Below are 16,426 nucleotides of genomic sequence, written 5' to 3' on the forward strand. Positions count from 1 at the left end.
GATTGGAGCCTGTATGCGTGGTGGCCGAATACTCTGGGGCCAGATCATTGTTGTATTCACCATTGTCCTGGTGATGGTCTGGACTTCGACGCAATGGGTGGCCTTCCGCCTTGGCTTTCAGCCCCAGCTCGGCAATCCGTGGTTCGATGTTGCGGGATGGCCGGTCTATTATCCTCCGGCCTTCTTCTGGTGGTGGTTTTCCTATGACGCCTATGCGCCCGGTATTTTCACCGAAGGCGCGTTCATCGCCACGTCCGGGGCGTTGTTCGCTATCGCCGCCGCTTTTTTCATGTCGATCATCCGGGCGCGCGAGGCGCGCAACGTCGCCACCTACGGATCGGCCAGATGGGCCGAGGACAAGGAAATCCATGCTGCCGGACTGCTCGGTCCCGATGGCGTGGTCCTTGGCAGGCACAGCAAGGACTATCTCCGGCACGACGGCCCCGAGCATGTCCTTTGTTTCGCGCCCACCCGATCAGGCAAAGGCGTCGGTCTCGTTGTGCCGACGCTGCTGACCTGGCCGGGAAGTTGCATCGTGCACGACATCAAGGGTGAGAACTGGAATCTGACGGCCGGCTTCCGGTCCCATCACGGCCGCGTCCTGCTGTTCGATCCGACCAATGTGCATTCCGCAGCTTACAACCCGCTGCTGGAAGTCCGTCAGGGGGAGTGGGAAGTCCGCGATGTCCAGAACATCGCGGATATTCTGGTCGATCCCGAGGGCAGTCTCGACAAGCGCAACCATTGGGAAAAGACCAGCCATTCGCTACTGGTCGGCGCCATCCTGCATGTTCTCTATGCCGAGAAGGACAAGACGCTGGCGGGGGTCGCGAGCTTTCTGTCCGATCCGCGCCGTCCGGTCGAGGCGACCTTGCGCGCCATGATGGACACGCCGCATCTGGGCGAAGCCGGTGTGCATCCCGTCATCGCCTCATCGGCACGCGAGCTGTTGAACAAATCCGAGAACGAACGCTCCGGCGTGCTGTCCACGGCGATGTCCTTTCTCGGTCTCTACCGAGATCCGGTCGTGGCCCGCGTGACGGCCCGCTGCGACTGGCGCATTGCTGATCTGGTCGGAGCAAAAGAACCGGTCAACCTCTACCTCGTCGTACCGCCCTCGGACATCAACCGGACCAAGCCGCTGATCCGTCTGATCCTCAATCAGGTCGGGCGGCGGCTGACCGAGGAACTGGAAACCACCGGAAAACGCCATCGTCTCCTGTTGATGCTGGACGAGTTCCCCGCGCTCGGGCGGCTTGATTTCTTTGAATCGGCGCTCGCCTTCATGGCCGGCTACGGCCTCAAAGCGTTCCTGATCGCGCAGTCGCTCAACCAGATCGAGCGGGCCTATGGACAGAACAACGCCATTCTCGACAACTGCCATGTGCGTGTCGCCTTTGCCGCAAACGATGAACGCACCGCCAAGCGGATCAGTGATGCGCTCGGCACGGCCACGGAAATGCGCGATTCCACCAACTATGCGGGCCATCGCCTCGCGCCCTGGCTCGGGCATCTCATGGTTTCGCGGCAGGAAACAGCGCGGCCGCTCCTGACACCGGGCGAGATCATGCAGCTTCCGCCAACCGACGAGATCGTCATGGTAGCGGGTGTGCCGCCCATCCGCGCCGCCAAGGCGCGCTACTATGCCGATGCGCGGCTTCAGGAACGGGTGCTGCCGCCGCCCGATCTGCACAAGCAGTCGGTGAAGATGGAAACATCGGCACCAGACGACTGGACGAGCCGTGTTGTTGCGGCCGCGGCCGGCCACGGACCCGCGTCGAACAGGTCCGACGACGATCCTGCCAATGCCGGTATCCGTCTTGAGCCGGAGCTTCCCGAACATGAGGAAATCATCCCGCCACCACCGCCGCCATCGCAGGAGTTCGATTTTCTCGATGATGAGCCCGACGTCGATGCCGCCAAAGCCCGTGCCATGCGTCAGCGGATGCGCATGGTCGCGCGGCAGGCGTCACTCGACCCAAATGACGGCATCGAGCTTTGAGAAGGAAGACAGGCATGACGAGTCGCACCCGCATGAATGTCTACTTCTCCCCGGATCTGCTGAAGCAGGTCGAGGGTCTGGCGCTGCGTCGCAATGTTTCAAAATCCGCAGTGATCGAGGCTGCGGTAGCATCCTTCCTGTCCGGTGACACGACCCAACGGCTGGAAGCCGCAATGTCGCGACGCCTGGATAAGCTTGGCCGCCAGTTCGATATGCTGGACGAAGATGTCGCCATCCTCGGCGAGACGCTTTCGCTGTTCGTACAATTCTGGCTCACCATGACGCCGCCGCTGTCAGATAGCGCGAAACAGTCGGCACGCATCAAGGGCAACGAGCGCTTCGAAGGCTTCATGCAGACGCTGGGCAAGCGCCTGGCTTCCGGCGACAGATTCCTGAAAGAGTTGTCGCGGGATATCGATTCGCTTCACGATCTTTCGTCACAAGGCCAGTCCGAAGCGGATGGAAACCAGCTCTGAACTTTCGATCCATCCTATTTACCGCCCTGCGCCGCCGATGCCCGCACACGCGTAAACATCTGTTGAAACGGCCCTAAATCAGGTTCTTTTAATCGACCCCAATCCGGGGTCCGTCTTTTGCGCGTCCCGCCATGAACGGGGCCGCCATGACCGCATCACATCAGAAACCCGAGACGATTGCGCGTGGTGCGCGGATGCTGCGCACCGCGCTCGGTACATCGATTGCCCGGTTTCTGGAAGATCCAGCTGTGGTCGAGGTGATGCTGAATCCCGATGGCCGCATCTGGGTGGATCGGCTCTCCGAAGGGCTGGCCGATACGGGGGAGAGGCTGTCGGCTGCCGATGGCGAGCGGATCGTCAGGCTGGTCGCCCATCATGTCGGCGCCGAGGTTCATGCCCGCAATCCGCGTGTGTCGGCTGAACTGCCCGAGACCGGAGAGCGCTTCGAAGGGTTGCTGCCGCCTGTCGTCACGGCGCCGACCTTTGCCATCCGCAAGCCTGCCGTCGCGGTGTTCACGCTCGACGACTATGTAAACGCCGGGATCATGACCAGTGCTCAGGCCGAGGTGCTGCGCCTGAACGTCGCCACGCGCGCCAATATCCTTGTCGCGGGCGGCACCTCGACCGGAAAAACCACGCTGACCAACGCGCTGCTGGCAGAAGTCGCCAAGACTTCGGACCGCGTCGTGATCATTGAAGACACGCGCGAACTGCAATGCGCCGCGCCCAATCTGGTCGCGATGCGCACCAAAGATGGCGTGGCGACGCTCTCCGATCTGGTGCGTTCGTCGCTACGCCTGCGCCCGGATCGCATCCCGGTCGGCGAGGTGCGCGGGTCCGAAGCTCTCGACCTCCTTAAAGCCTGGGGCACCGGCCATCCGGGCGGGATCGGCACCATCCATGCCGGTTCCGGCATTGGCGCGCTGCGACGCCTCGAACAGCTCATCCAGGAAGCCGTCATCACCGTCCCGCGCGCCCTGATTGCCGAGACAATCGACCTCGTCGCCGTTCTTGCCGGACGCGGCTCTTCCCGCCGGCTGGTCGAACTCGCCCGCGTCGATGGGCTGGGGCCGGACGGCGATTACGCCATCACGCATCCCATCACTTTGGCAACCACCCCGAAAGGAAACCCTTCATGATCCGCACGATTTCACGCGGCTGCCGCATCATGGCAACCGCCGCTGCCACTGTTTCCATCAGTCTGATGCTGGCGCCTGCCGCACACGCCTCCGGCTCCTCCATGCCCTGGGAGGCCCCGCTTCAGTCGATCCTCCAGTCGATCGAGGGTCCTGTCGCCAAGATCATCGCCGTCATCGTCATCATCGCCACCGGCCTGGCGCTGGCCTTCGGTGATACCTCCGGCGGCTTCCGCCGCCTGATCCAGATCGTCTTCGGCCTGTCCATCGCCTTCGCCGCGTCGAGCTTCTTCCTGTCGTTCTTCTCGTTCGGCGGCGGGGCGCTCATCTGATGGCGGGTGGCCTCGAACAGCTCGACGCGGTGCCGGGCTTCTCCATCCCGGTTCACCGGGCGCTGACCGAGCATATCCTGCTCGGCGGCGCACCGCGTTCGATTGCCATCGTCAACGGCACGCTGGCCGGCGCCGTCGGCCTCGGCCTTCGTCTCTGGCTGGTTGGCATCGCCATCTGGGCGGTCGGTCATTTCCTCGCGGTATGGGCTGCCAAACGCGATCCGCTTTTTGTCGAGGTGGGCCGCAGGCACCTGCGCATACCCGGTCATCTGTCAGTGTGAGGGCGCGGCCATGATGAACCTCACCGAATATCGCCGTACCGCTACCCGCCTCGCGGATTTCCTGCCCTGGGCCGCGCTGGTTGGCTCGGGCGTCGTGCTGAACAAGGACGGCAGTTTCCAGAGGACTGCGAAGTTTCGCGGGCCGGATCTGGATTCCGCTGTTGCCGCCGAACTGGTCGCGGTCGCCGGGCGTATCAACAACGCCGTGCGCCGCCTCGGCTCCGGCTGGTCGATCTTTGTTGAGGCACAACGAAGCGAAGCCGCGACCTATCCCGGCAGCCAATTTCCTGATCCGGCCTCCGCTCTTCTCGATGCCGAGCGCAAAGCTGCCTTCGAGGAAGCGGGCACGCATTTCGTGTCAGGCTACTTCCTGACCTTCCTCTGGCTGCCACCCGCCGAAGATGCGGCTCGCGCCGAGACCTGGCTCTACGAGGGCCGTGAGCAATCCGGCGTCAATCCATGGGAGCTGATGCGCGGCTTCATCGACCGCACCGACCGCGTGCTGGCGCTGCTCGACGGCTTCATGCCCGAATGCCACTGGATCGATGACGCGGGCACGCTGACCTATCTCCATTCCACGATTTCCACGAACCGCCATCGTGTTCGCGTGCCCGAAGTGCCCATGCACCTCGATGCGCTGCTGGCCGATCAGCCGCTGACTGGCGGGTTGGAACCGCGCCTTGGTGACAAGCATCTGCGCGTCCTGACCATTATCGGCTTTCCGACAGCGACCACGCCCGGCCTGCTCGACGAGATGAACCGGCTCGCGTTCCCGTATCGCTGGTCCACCCGCGCCATCCTGATGGACAAGACGGACGCGACGAAACTCCTCACCAAAATCCGCCGTCAATGGTTCGCCAAGAGAAAATCCATCGCCGCGATCCTCAAGGAGGTGATGACCAACGAGCAATCGGCGCTGGTGGACACCGATGCGTCCAACAAGGCGCTCGATGCCGACATGGCCTTGCAGGAACTGGGCGCTGACGTCGCCGGCATGGCCTATGTCACAGCAACCGTCACCGTCTGGGACGCCGACCCCCGTATCGCCGACGAGAAGCTGCGTCTGGTCGAGAAGATCATTCAGGGCCGTGACTTCACGGCCATGCCGGAAACTGTCAATGCCGTCGATGCCTGGCTAGGCTCGATCCCCGGACATGCCTACGCCAATGTCCGGCAGCCGCCGATCTCGACGCTCAACCTCGCCCACATGATCCCTCTATCGGCCGTGTGGGCGGGGCCGGAACGGAACGAACATCTCGGAGCGCCCCCCTTGCTGTACGGCAAGACCGAAGGTTCGACTCCGTTCCGGCTTTCCCTTCATGTCGGCGACGTGGGCCATACCCTCGTCGTCGGCCCGACCGGCGCGGGCAAGTCCGTGCTGCTGGCGCTGATGGCGCTGCAATTTCGCCGCTATGATCGCAGCCAGATTTTCGCTTTCGATTTCGGGGGATCGATCCGGGCATCCGCGCTCGCCATGGGTGGCGACTGGCATGATCTCGGCGGTGGATTGACCGAGGGATCGGAGGTTTCCGTTTCCCTGCAACCGCTGGCGCGGATCGATGATGCCTATGAACGGTCATGGGCCGCTGACTGGATCGCCGCGATCCTGATGCGTGAAGGCATGATCATCACGCCGGAGGTGAAGGAGCACATCTGGACGGCGCTGACATCGCTGGCATCCGCCCCGGCGGGGGAACGGACCATCACCGGCCTTGCCGTGCTGCTGCAATCCAACGATCTGAAACAGGCGTTGCGCCCTTACTGCATTGGCGGCGCCTATGGCCGGTTGCTCGACGCCGAGGCCGAACATCTCGGATCAGCCGATGTACAGGCCTTCGAGATCGAGGGGCTGGTCGGCACTGGGGCTGCGCCTGCCGTCCTGTCCTATCTGTTTCATCGGATCGGCGACCGGCTCGACGGTCGGCCAACCCTGCTCATCATCGACGAAGGCTGGCTGGCGCTCGATGACGAGGGGTTCGCCAACCAGCTGCGCGAATGGCTGAAGACACTCAGGAAGAAGAACGCTTCCGTCATCTTCGCCACGCAATCGCTCTCGGACATTGACGGCAGCAATATCGCGCCCGCCATCATCGAAAGCTGCCCGACGCGGCTGCTTCTCCCGAATGAACGCGCCATCGAGCCGCAGATCACGGCAATCTACCGCCGCTTCGGCCTCAATGACCGGCAAATCGAGATACTCGCGCGGGCCACGCCAAAGCGGGACTATTACTGCCAATCGCGGCGCGGCAATCGCCTGTTCGAGCTTGGCCTCAGCGAAGTCGGCCTCGCGCTCTGCGCCGCATCATCCAAATCCGATCAGACCCGTATCGCCGAACTCGTCGCCGAGCATGGGCAGGACGGTTTTCTCGCGGCCTGGCTGCGCCATCGCGGCGTCGAATGGGCCGTCGATCTGATCCCGAACCTCACAAATCTTGTCGAACGGACAGAGCCCGCTCGGCCGGTCGCGCCAGACCAAATCCATCCAGATGACAGCCAAGAAAAGGAGACCCTGCCATGATCCGTATCCCCGTTTCCCGATATGTCAGTGCATCCGTGCTGGCGCTGACGCTCGCCATGCCTGTTGCACTGTCGCCCATGCTGGCAAGCCCCGCTCACGCTTTTGGCTTCGGCCGCATCGTCTATGATCCGACCAACTATGCGCAGAACCTTCTGACTGCCGCACGTACGCTGGAGCAGATCAACCACCAGATCACCTCGCTTCAGAATGAAGCGCAGATGCTCATCAATCAGGCGAAGAATCTCGCCAGTCTGCCATATTCCTCGCTCCAGACTTTGCAGCAGAATGTCCAGCGCACGCAGCAGCTTCTGGCCCAGGCGCAGAACATTGCCTTCGACGTGCAGAACGTCGATCAAATGTTCCAACAGAAATACGGCAAGGTTTCGCTGTCCGCGACCGACGCCCAGCTCGTCGCCGATGCGCGGTCCCGCTGGCAGAATACGGTCGGCGGTTTGCAGGACGCCATGCGCGTGCAGGCTGGTGTCGTCGGAAATATCGACACCAACCGCGCTGAAATGTCCGCCCTTGTCGGGCAGAGCCAGAACGCCACCGGCGCGTTACAGGCGACACAGGCGGGCAATCAGCTTCTCGCGCTCCAGTCGCAGCAGCTTTCCGACCTGATCGCGCTGATGTCCGCCAATGGTCGCTCCGAAGCCCTGATCGAAGCCGAGCGTGCCACCGCCGCCGAACAAGGCCGCATCCAGCGCGAGCGCTTTCTGACGCCGGGATCGGGCTATCAGCCCGGCAATGCCCGGATGTTCGGCAACGGCAACAACTGACCGGACAAGAGGGGCGCGACATGGACGGCAAGATGCTGGCCCGGCTGGGCGCGATCATATTCGTGGCCATCGCCATCACCGCGACGGTGATCGAAATGACACGCGAGGACGAACCAGCACAGCCCCGCGCGGCGCCGGCGCTTCAGGCGCCTGCCGATCCGCTGCGCCAGAGCCTGCGCCACTGCCAGCAGTTAGGCGAGGCCGCCGTGAACGATCCCGGCTGCCTCGCCACCTGGGCCGAGAGCCGCGACCGGTTCCTCGGCCGGACGCCGGTGCCCGCCGCCCCGCATCAGAACGGGGGACAGTGAACCATGGGCGGCACCGGCGTCATCGACAACTTTCTGGGTGTTTTCACCAGTTACATCGACAGCGGCTTCGGCCTGCTTGGCGGCGAGGTCGCCTTCATCGCCACCACGCTAATCGTCATCGACGTGACGCTGGCCGCACTCTTCTGGTCCTGGGGTGCGGATGACGACATCATCGCCCGGCTGGTCAAGAAGACGCTCTTCGTCGGGGTCTTCGCATACCTGATCGGCAACTGGAACAATCTCGCCCAGATCATCTTCGACAGCTTCGCCGGTCTTGGCCTGAAAGGTTCGGGCACCAGCTTTTCCGCCGCTGATCTGCTGCGGCCCGGCAAGGTGGCGCAGACTGGCCTCGATGCCGGTCGCCCGCTGCTCGAATCCATCTCGGACATGATGGGTTATTGGTCGTTTTTCGAGAACTTCATCCAGATCGCTTGCCTGATGTTCGCCTGGGCGCTGGTACTGCTGGCCTTCTTCATTCTCGCCGTGCAGCTCTTCGTCACGCTGATCGAGTTCAAGCTGACCACGCTGGCGGGCTTTGTCCTCATTCCCTTCGGCCTCTTCGGCAAGACCGCCTTCATGGCCGAGCGCGTTCTTGGCAATGTCGTCTCCTCCGGCATCAAGGTGCTGGTGCTCGCCGTCATCATCGGCATCGGCTCGACATTGTTCTCGCAGTTTACGGCCGGTTTCGGCGGCGTGACGCCGACCATCGACGACGCCATGGCGATCGTGCTGGCCGCACTTTCCCTTCTCGGCCTCGGCATCTTCGGTCCCGGCATCGCTTCCGGTCTGGTTTCTGGCGGCCCGCAGCTTGGCGCAGGTGCAGCAGTTGGAACCGGTCTCGCCGCTGGCGGCATGATGCTTGCTGGCGGCGCTGCCGCAGGCATGGCCGCGAAGGGAGGGGCAGCGGCGCTGTCGGGTGGAGCTGCTGCCGTCCGTGGCGGTGCTGCTGCCGCAGGTGCGGCGAGCGCCGCCTATAGTGTCGGATCGCTCGGCCAGTCAGGGGCTGCCGGTGTTGCCTCCGGCCTCGGCGGTGTTGCCCGCGCGGCAGGCTCAGCCGCAGCATCGCCCCTGAAGCGGACGGCATCGAAAGCAGCGGAAAGCGCCAAATCCAGCTTCTCCGATGGCGCGCGCGCCGGGCTCGGCGTCACCGGTGGATCGTCCTCGCAGGGAACCATTGGTGGTGCGAGCGTGGCCGGTGCCGCACCCGCCTCCGCACCGGCGGGCGGACCGCCTGCATGGGCGCAGCAGATGCACCGCCGCCAGGCGCTCAATCACGGCACGACCATGGCCGCCCATGCCGTCCGCTCCGGTGACAGCCACGGCGGCGGCTCTTCCGTCAACATTTCCGAAAGTGACCGCTCATGAACATCTTCAGACGTCCAGCGACCCATTACGGCAAATCGCCCGAACCCGAGACGCCTTACCAGAAAGCCGCACAAGTCTGGGACGAGCGCATCGGCTCGGCTCGCGTGCAGGCCAAGAACTGGCGCTATATGGCCTTCGGCTCGCTGATCCTCTCGGCGGGCTTCGCTGCCGCGCTGGTTCTGCAATCGGCGCGAGGGACCGTCGTGCCCTGGGTGGTGCAGGTCGATAATCTCGGCCAAGCCCAGACCGTCGCCGCAGCCACCGCCGATTACCGTCCGACCGATCCGCAGATCGCCTTCCATCTTGGCCGTTTCATCGAGCAGACGCGCTCGATCCCGGCGGATGCCATCATCGTGCGCCAGAACTGGCTGCGCGCCTATGAGTTCGCCACTGATAGGGGAGCGGCCGCGCTCAACGACTATGCCCGCGCCAACGATCCGTTCACCCGTGTCGGCCGCCAGCAGATCGCAGTCGAGGTTTCCAGCGTCATACGCGCCTCGAACGACAGCTTCCGCGTCGCCTGGACCGAGCGTCACTATGAGAACGGGCAGCTTTCCAGGACCGAGCGCTGGACCGCGATCCTGACCATCGTGATCCAGACGCCGCGCGATGCCGAGCGTCTGCGCACCAATCCGCTCGGCATCTACGTCAATGCAATTTCATGGTCGCGGGAGATGAGCCAATGACCATCGCGTTTCCCCGCAATTCCGCCTTGCCGGTTTTCCGTAAGCCCGCCCTCGCGGCTTTGATGCTCTCGGCCACCATGCTGGCAGGCTGCGCCACCAACAAGACGCCGCAGTTCAGCTATGATGCCAATGTTCCGGCTCTACCGACCGTGCAGGCCACCGTTACGGATGATCGGCCCCGACCGCTTCACACGCCGCCAGCCTGGACGGTTGCGCGTGGTGGGACCGCAGCGGGAACACCGGCAGGCCGGGTCGAGAACGCCAATGCCGCCGCCCGCGTCGAACCGCGCCGCGAGGGTTACTATAACGCCATCCAGATCTATCCCTGGTCGGAAGGCGCGCTCTATCAGGTCTATGCAGCACCAGGACAGATCACCAATATCGCGCTGGAGCCGGGCGAAAGCCTGACCGGCGCGGGACCGATCGCGGCGGGAGACACCGCCCGCTGGATCATTGGCGATACCGAGAGCGGGAGCGGTACGTCGCGCCGGGTCCATATTCTCGTCAAACCATCCCGATCCGACATCTCAACCAATCTCGTGGTGACGACCGATCGACGCACCTATATGATCGAGCTGCGCGCCCGCGAGGCGCTCTATATGCCGTCCGTATCTTGGTCTTATCCGGCGCTGCCTGCCGGTCAGCGCCAGACCGTTCCCGCAGCACCCATCATCCCGGTCGAGGCGGCACGCAACTATCGTTACGGCCTGACCGGAGATACGCCGCCATGGCGGCCGATTTCCGTCTTCGACGATGGCCGCCGTGTCTATGTCGTTTTCCCGCGCGGCATCGTGCAGGGAGAGATGCCGCCGATCTTCGTCATCGGTTCCAAGGGCGAGACCCAGATCGTCAATTCCCGTGTTCACCAGAACATCCTGATTGTGGATCGCCTGTTCGGCGCGGCTGAGTTGCGTCTTGGTAGCGGCAAGCAGCAGCAGACGGTCAGGATCGTTCGCATCGAGCAAAGGCAAGCTGCCCAGCCCGCCAAAACCGGGGAGCAACCGTCATGAGTGAAGAGGCCACCACCAACCCAACGCCGATGCGTCTGCGTGCCGAGCCGCCGCGCGTCACGCGCCTGTCGCGCAAGATGCTGGCCGGTGCCGGGGCTGTTGCGCTCCTCGGCATCGGCGGGGCGCTGATCTATGCGCTCCAGACGCGCGACATGAGCGGAAACGGTGAAGAACTCTATTCGACCGAGAATCGCGCCACGGCAGATGGACTGGCGGGTCTGCCGAAGGATTATACCGGGCCGGTCCTGGGGCCGGCATTGCCGGGCGATCTCGGTGGCCCGATCCTGGATGCCCAGAACCGGGGTCAGCCCGTCACGCCGCCCGCCATGGCGACGCCTGCCCGCGATCCTGCCGAAGAGCGCCGGCTTGCCGAAGAAGAAGCTGCGCGTCTCAGTACAGTGTTCTTCCAGTCCGGGCCAAGAGTGGCGACGACGCCTGGCTCCAATATGCCGGGCCTTGCTGGCCTTGACCTTGGTGGCCAGCCCGCAACACAGGACCGCCACACGGCATTTCTGAATGGGCCGGTGGAACGGCAGACCGTTGCCATGGATCGGATCATGGCGCCAGCCTCGCCCTACATCCTTCAGGCAGGGGCCGTAATCCCGGCGGCGATGATTACCGGCATCCGCTCGGACCTTCCCGGCCAGATCACCGCGCAGGTCACGGAAAATGTCTATGACAGCCCGACCGGCAGCCTGCTGCTAATCCCGCAGGGAACGCGCATCATCGGTCAGTATGACGCCGGTGTGCAGTTCGGTCAGCGCCGCGTGCTGCTGGTCTGGAACCGCCTGATCCTGCCCAACGGCCGCTCTATCGTGCTGGAGCGCCAGCCCGGTGCGGACGCTTCCGGCTATGCCGGGCTGGAAGATGGCGTTGATTACCACTGGTGGGATCTCATGAAGGCGGCGGGGCTGTCCACGCTGCTCGGCATCGGCACGGAACTGGCGACCGACGACGAGGATCGTCTGATCCGGGCCATCCGCGACGGAGCGCAGGATACCATCAATCAGGCAGGGCAACAGATCGTCCAGCGCCAGTTGCAGGTCGCGCCGACCCTGACGATCCGGCCGGGCTACCCGGTCAGGGTCATCGTTACCCGCGATCTCGTACTCGAACCTTATAGGAACTGACCATGACGAAGCTGAAGCTCGGGCCTCTCATCGAAGACAAACCCGTGAAGGTGGCGGTGGAACTGCCGGGGCCGCTGCACCGCGATCTTGCCGCCTATGCCGAAGTGCTGGCTCGCGAAACCGGCCAGCCCGCTGCCGATCCTGTCAGGCTGATTGTGCCGATGCTGGAGCGGTTCATTGCGACAGATCGGGGCTTTGCCAGCGCCCGAAGATCTCGCTCATGAGGTGCCGCGCGTGCCATTGCGCGTCGCGGCGATGATTTCCATCAACGTATCGACGGCCTTTCGTGTCGCGTCCCATTTGGCGGGCTGATCCATTTCCCGGTTCTGAAGGGTGAGGCTTACCGCACCATGTACCGTTGACCAGAACATGAAGCTGTAGCGACTCAGATCCATGCCGCGCAAAAAACCTTCCTCCTGAGAGCAGCGAAGCCCCGTCAGAAACAGATTGAATATCTGGCTCCCGGTTTCGCTCGACCACGGGTCATCGCTGACCCCGAGCTTCGGCGGCGGTGTGAACATCAGCCGATATAGCGTGGGGTTTTCCAGGGCAAAGCGGACATAGGCATAGCTGCCATCACGCAAATAGCCGAATGGATTGCCGCGCATCTGTTCGAAGATGGCCAGCTTTTCCCTGTATAGGCGGTTGAACCCTTCTTCCCGAACGGCGCGCAGCAAGGCGCTTTTGTTGCGGAAATGGCCGTAAAGCGCTGGTGCTGTGCAACCGATGGCATGCGCGACCGCAGTCAACGGTACGTCGAGGTCGCCACGCTCTGACAGCAGCCGGATCGTTTCGTCGATCGCACGACGAGCAATATCAAGTTCTTGCTCTTTCCGGGGACGGGCCATTCCGGTGCCTGTTGCAACTTGTCGTGAAAACTAAACGACATTTACTTTTTTCGTTGACGGGACGGAAGTCAAGAAGCAGCATTCGGTAACTGAACGTCGTTTAGTTTGAGGATGTGCGGAGAGCTGATGAACGCACACAGATCGATTTTCGCGTTGATGATGGCGGGGTGCCCGTCAGAAGCCGAACGCTGTTTCGGATGATGCACCATGGCTGTGATCGGGAACAATCAGACCTCGCCTGATGATAGCCTCACAAACGTCGTTGAGGGGAAACCCGGTACATCTGCGGTCCGGCTGAACCAGTTGCGATATTTTGTTGCCGCCGTCGACTATGGGAGTTTTCGCAAGGCTGCTGCCGCGCTTTCTGTGCAGGAATCCTCCATCAGCCGACGAATCCGTGATCTCGAAGATGAACTCGGGGCGTCGCTTTTCATGCGTCATGCTGGCGGGGTGCGGTTGACCGTTGCCGGGCGGGAATTCCTGCGCAACGCTCGCCATGCTCTCCGCCAGATCGACATTGGGGTGACCAAGGTGGCGGCGGTTGGCCGGGCAGAGCAAGGGCTGATCAAGGTCGGGATATTTTCGTCCCTTGCGTCAGGATTTCTGTTCGATCTGTTGCGTGCCTTCGGCACGCGCCACCCGAACGTGCAGGTCGACCTTATTGACGGCAATCCGCCCGAGCACATCGCGGCTGTCCGGAAACTTTGTCTGGACGTCGCATTCATCACGGGAACCGCGGCATGGGATGGCTGTGAGGCGGAGCATTTATGGTGCGAGAAGGTTTTCGTGGTGCTGCCCGATAACCACCCTTTGACGGGCAAGCCGGAACTTGGATGGGGCGATTTGGTCTCCGAGCGGTTCATTGTGAGTGACGTTGCGCCGGGTCAGGAGATCCACGACTATTTGGTTGCTCACCTTGCGGGTCTCGGCCGCCACCTCGATATTCAGTCTCAGCAGGTCGGCCGCGACAATATCCTATCGCTGGTCGCTCTCGGTCGCGGCCTCACTCTGACGAGCGAAGCAACAACCGTGGCCCAGTTTCCAGGGATTACCTACCGGGAACTTGCGGATGAGGTGCTGCCGTTCAGCATGGTCTGGTCCGCGCAAAACGACAATCCGGCGTCTCGGCGGTTGTTGAGCCTGGCACGATCGCTGACAGGGCTGGCCCGGCGAAAATAGGGTTTGACGGCACTGTACGATCACGCCGTAGCATTGGCTGCAATCGACATCGACCGTGTCGGCATCGAAGATGTCGTGGCCCTGCCCACCTCCAGGCTGACCGACTTCGATAGCGCTTTTGCCCCGCCGTGTTTGTGCACGGTGACACGGTGCGCATCCGGCCTTCCTCGGGCTTGACAGTTTGAGGTTTGTTAGAATAGAAAGTATACGGACATCGCAAGGTGTCCCATATACTTTTTATCCTTTCAAGTGCGGCGGGACGAGCAATGCTGAAATGGGGTGTCGAGAGGCGGTTGGAGTTCATCGAATTCCGCCTGTTCTGGGAGGGGGGTGTCAATCGCTCTGACCTGATCGATACGTTTGGCGTCTCCGTTCCGCAGGCGTCAAAGGACTTGACCCATTATCAGGAGCGTGCGCCGCAGAATGCGGTCTATGACAAAAGCGCTCGCCGCTACGTAGCCGGCCCGGAATTTCAGCCGGTGTTTCTAGACCCTGACCCGGACGCCTATCTCATGCGGCTCCGATCGATGGCGGAAGGTTTCGCCGACGCGGGGGCGAACTGGCTCGCTGCCCCGCCTGACATGGATATCGCTCTGACTTTGCGCCGTAAGGTCGATACTGAAGTTCTGCGTTCAGTTCTGGCGGCAGTGCGGGAGGAAAGATCGCTGGATCTTCACTACCAATCCATGAACCGCGATCGGCCCGATCCGGCATGGCGGCGGATTACCCCGCATGCCTTCGGCTTTGATGGCCTGCGCTGGCATGTGCGGGCCTGGTGCCATGAGACGGAGCGCTTCAAGGATTTCCTGCTCTCGCGTGTCCTTGGATTCGGCGAGTTCGGCGAGCCAGGTGCTGCTGCGGCACAGGACCGGCTGTGGCAGGAAACCTACGATATCACCCTTGTGCCGCATCCTGATCTGTCGGTCGGTCAGCAGGCGGTGGTCGCAAAGGATTACAACATGGCGGACGGGCGCGCTGTGCTGACAGTTCGCTACGCCATGCTGTTCTATGTGCTCAAGCGGCTAGGACTCCTTGATGGGGCTAGGCTGCGTGATCCCCGGACCCAGCATATCGTTGCCGCTGACGAAGACGAGGTTGCGGCCGCCCTTGAGCGTGCGCAGCAGGAATTCGATGAGGCTGACGTAGCAAGCGGGGCGGCGCCTCGATGATGGCTACCGTATCGAAATACCGCATGTCCTTCAGTGTGGGCGGGCTGATGCTCAATGAGAGCATCGTGATTGCTCAAGCTTATCAACCCGGTGAGAACTGGGCATCTGCTCGTGAGCGGTTGCTGGCCCAGGGCGCGTCATCCTTACCCAAACTGGCCTCGCAAACCCGCGCGCTTCGTGAAGTGTACGACCGGATAGGCCATCTCTCCGATGCCGAACGTCATTACCTGTCGGTAGAGGCTGACCGCGCCGAGCAGCAGGCGATGATGTGGCTGGCGGTCTGCCGGACCTATCGTTTTGTCCACGAATTCGCCGTCGAGGTGATCAGCGAACGCTACCAATCATGGCGGCTCGACCTGGGCCATGAGGTTTTTGACCGCTTTCTCGCGGAGAAGGCTGAAAGCGATCCCGGCCTCGCCGCTCTTTCAGCTTCAACCTGCGCAAAATTGCGTCAGGTCTTGTTTCGGATATTGCGTGAAGTTGGTTTGATAAGCGTCGAGGGTAGAATTCAGCCGATTTGGTTATCGGGGCGCATGAAGCGGCTGATTGAGGAGAGTAATCCGGCGGACTTGCAGGTCTTTCCCGGAAATGGGGGGTAATGGTGGGCACGAAAACTGATCGGCGCGCCCGCGCCGAGCACCTATTCAGGGTAGTTTCCAGCGATCGGTTCTTGCAAAAGCAAGGGCTGGGAAACGAGGTTCCCTTTTTCATCTGCGCTTTTGATGCCGAAGACGGACTGAGCCTGGGCGAGGATCGTGAGGATCTGATCGCCCGGCTGAGCCACGCCGGTGTGCGCGTACTTGATATCGATCTCTATGACCTTTCGATCAGGATCCTCGAAGACCGGGGTATCTTCGAGCAAATCCTTGAGGTTGAAGTCGAAACGGAAAAGGCGGAGCTCAAGGAGCTGTTGCAGGGCGTTCTGGACCCGCAGGCGCACCTCATTCCAGAGATTGCGCGGCGCATCGAAGAAGTCCCGCACGACGTGATCTTCCTGTCAGGCGTAGGTGAGGTTTACCCTTACCTGAGGTCGCACAACGTACTCAACAACCTGCAAAGCACCGCGAAAGATCGCCCGACGGTCATGTTCTTTCCGGGAAAATACACACACGCGCTGGCGACAGGAGCATCGCTGGAATTGTTCGGCTTGCTCCATGACGACAAATACTACCGCGCGTTCAATATCATGAATTACGAGGTCTGACCG

18 protein-coding genes are annotated in these 16,426 nt (G+C 62.3%); 17 read left to right on the forward strand and 1 reads right to left on the reverse strand.

Annotated elements, in window-relative coordinates:
* Positions 1 to 13: 13 nt before the first annotated feature.
* From SAMIE_RS17480 to SAMIE_RS17540, 13 genes are all read left to right on the forward strand, one after another.
* On the forward strand, positions 14 to 2,002 hold the full coding sequence (locus SAMIE_RS17480) for a conjugal transfer protein TraG (protein WP_015740162.1): 1,989 nt from the start codon (positions 14 to 16) through the stop codon (positions 2,000 to 2,002).
* 14 nt (positions 2,003 to 2,016) lie between these two features.
* Entirely contained in the window at positions 2,017 to 2,478 is a 462-nt protein-coding gene (locus tag SAMIE_RS17485) for a ribbon-helix-helix domain-containing protein (RefSeq protein WP_066700614.1), read from the forward strand.
* Positions 2,479 to 2,624: 146 nt separating this feature from the next.
* The gene (gene trbB / locus SAMIE_RS17490) at positions 2,625 to 3,617 is read left to right on the forward strand and encodes a P-type conjugative transfer ATPase TrbB (protein ID WP_035746328.1); all 993 of its coding nucleotides are present in this window, start codon (positions 2,625 to 2,627) and stop codon (positions 3,615 to 3,617) included.
* A gap of 29 nt (positions 3,618 to 3,646) precedes the next feature.
* Positions 3,647 to 3,946: a TrbC/VirB2 family protein gene (locus SAMIE_RS17495; protein ID WP_229825726.1), complete on the forward strand. Its 300-nt coding sequence runs from the start codon at positions 3,647 to 3,649 to the stop codon at positions 3,944 to 3,946.
* Complete coding sequence (locus SAMIE_RS17500) at positions 3,946 to 4,227, forward strand: VirB3 family type IV secretion system protein (protein ID WP_015740165.1); 282 nt, start codon at positions 3,946 to 3,948, stop codon at positions 4,225 to 4,227. The genes SAMIE_RS17495 and SAMIE_RS17500 overlap by 1 nt, the downstream gene beginning before the upstream one ends.
* Before the next feature lie 10 nt (positions 4,228 to 4,237).
* Positions 4,238 to 6,745 carry a conjugal transfer protein TrbE gene (gene trbE, locus SAMIE_RS17505; protein ID WP_015740166.1) on the forward strand — a complete coding sequence of 836 codons (2,508 nt, stop codon included), beginning with the start codon at positions 4,238 to 4,240 and terminating at the stop codon, positions 6,743 to 6,745.
* On the forward strand, positions 6,742 to 7,524 hold the full coding sequence (trbJ, locus tag SAMIE_RS17510; protein ID WP_009450535.1) for a P-type conjugative transfer protein TrbJ: 783 nt from the start codon (positions 6,742 to 6,744) through the stop codon (positions 7,522 to 7,524). The genes trbE and trbJ overlap by 4 nt, the downstream gene beginning before the upstream one ends.
* Positions 7,525 to 7,544: 20 nt before the next feature.
* Complete coding sequence (gene trbK-alt / locus SAMIE_RS17515) at positions 7,545 to 7,832, forward strand: putative entry exclusion protein TrbK-alt (RefSeq protein ID WP_015740167.1); 288 nt, start codon at positions 7,545 to 7,547, stop codon at positions 7,830 to 7,832.
* A 3-nt stretch (positions 7,833 to 7,835) separates the two neighbouring features.
* Entirely contained in the window at positions 7,836 to 9,197 is a 1,362-nt protein-coding gene (trbL, locus tag SAMIE_RS17520; protein ID WP_015740168.1) for a P-type conjugative transfer protein TrbL, read from the forward strand.
* Positions 9,198 to 9,199: 2 nt separating this feature from the next.
* Positions 9,200 to 9,883: a conjugal transfer protein TrbF gene (gene trbF, locus SAMIE_RS17525; protein WP_435300684.1), complete on the forward strand. Its 684-nt coding sequence runs from the start codon at positions 9,200 to 9,202 to the stop codon at positions 9,881 to 9,883.
* Positions 9,880 to 10,893 (forward strand): P-type conjugative transfer protein TrbG, encoded by a 1,014-nt coding sequence (trbG, locus tag SAMIE_RS17530; RefSeq protein ID WP_015740170.1) that lies wholly within the window; start codon positions 9,880 to 9,882, stop codon positions 10,891 to 10,893. The genes trbF and trbG overlap by 4 nt, the downstream gene beginning before the upstream one ends.
* Before the next feature lie 29 nt (positions 10,894 to 10,922).
* A complete protein-coding gene (locus SAMIE_RS17535) occupies positions 10,923 to 12,023 on the forward strand; it encodes a TrbI/VirB10 family protein (RefSeq protein ID WP_161662559.1) in 1,101 nt (366 codons plus the stop codon).
* A gap of 2 nt (positions 12,024 to 12,025) precedes the next feature.
* Positions 12,026 to 12,247 carry a DUF2274 domain-containing protein gene (locus tag SAMIE_RS17540; protein WP_015740172.1) on the forward strand — a complete coding sequence of 74 codons (222 nt, stop codon included), beginning with the start codon at positions 12,026 to 12,028 and terminating at the stop codon, positions 12,245 to 12,247.
* On the opposite strand, the gene SAMIE_RS17545 is transcribed toward SAMIE_RS17540, so the two are convergent.
* Positions 12,242 to 12,871 (reverse strand): TetR/AcrR family transcriptional regulator, encoded by a 630-nt coding sequence (locus tag SAMIE_RS17545; protein WP_015740173.1) that lies wholly within the window; start codon positions 12,869 to 12,871, stop codon positions 12,242 to 12,244. The two genes, SAMIE_RS17540 and SAMIE_RS17545, sit on opposite strands and share 6 nt — an antisense overlap.
* Positions 12,872 to 13,078: 207 nt before the next feature.
* Between SAMIE_RS17545 and SAMIE_RS17550 the strand changes: the two genes are divergently transcribed.
* The 4 genes from SAMIE_RS17550 to SAMIE_RS17565 all read left to right on the forward strand — a co-directional run bounded on the left by SAMIE_RS17550 (position 13,079) and on the right by SAMIE_RS17565 (position 16,423).
* The gene (locus SAMIE_RS17550; RefSeq protein WP_066700613.1) at positions 13,079 to 14,050 is read left to right on the forward strand and encodes a LysR family transcriptional regulator; all 972 of its coding nucleotides are present in this window, start codon (positions 13,079 to 13,081) and stop codon (positions 14,048 to 14,050) included.
* A gap of 266 nt (positions 14,051 to 14,316) precedes the next feature.
* Positions 14,317 to 15,219 (forward strand): WYL domain-containing protein, encoded by a 903-nt coding sequence (locus SAMIE_RS17555; protein ID WP_066700612.1) that lies wholly within the window; start codon positions 14,317 to 14,319, stop codon positions 15,217 to 15,219.
* Complete coding sequence (locus SAMIE_RS17560) at positions 15,216 to 15,818, forward strand: DUF1819 family protein (RefSeq protein ID WP_066700611.1); 603 nt, start codon at positions 15,216 to 15,218, stop codon at positions 15,816 to 15,818. The genes SAMIE_RS17555 and SAMIE_RS17560 overlap by 4 nt, the downstream gene beginning before the upstream one ends.
* Entirely contained in the window at positions 15,818 to 16,423 is a 606-nt protein-coding gene (locus SAMIE_RS17565) for a DUF1788 domain-containing protein (RefSeq protein WP_066700610.1), read from the forward strand. Before SAMIE_RS17560 ends, SAMIE_RS17565 begins: the two co-directional genes overlap by 1 nt.
* Positions 16,424 to 16,426 lie beyond the last annotated feature (3 nt).

It is taken from the genome of Sphingobium amiense, assembly GCF_003967075.1.
Classification (GTDB): Bacteria; Pseudomonadota; Alphaproteobacteria; order Sphingomonadales; family Sphingomonadaceae; genus Sphingobium; species Sphingobium amiense.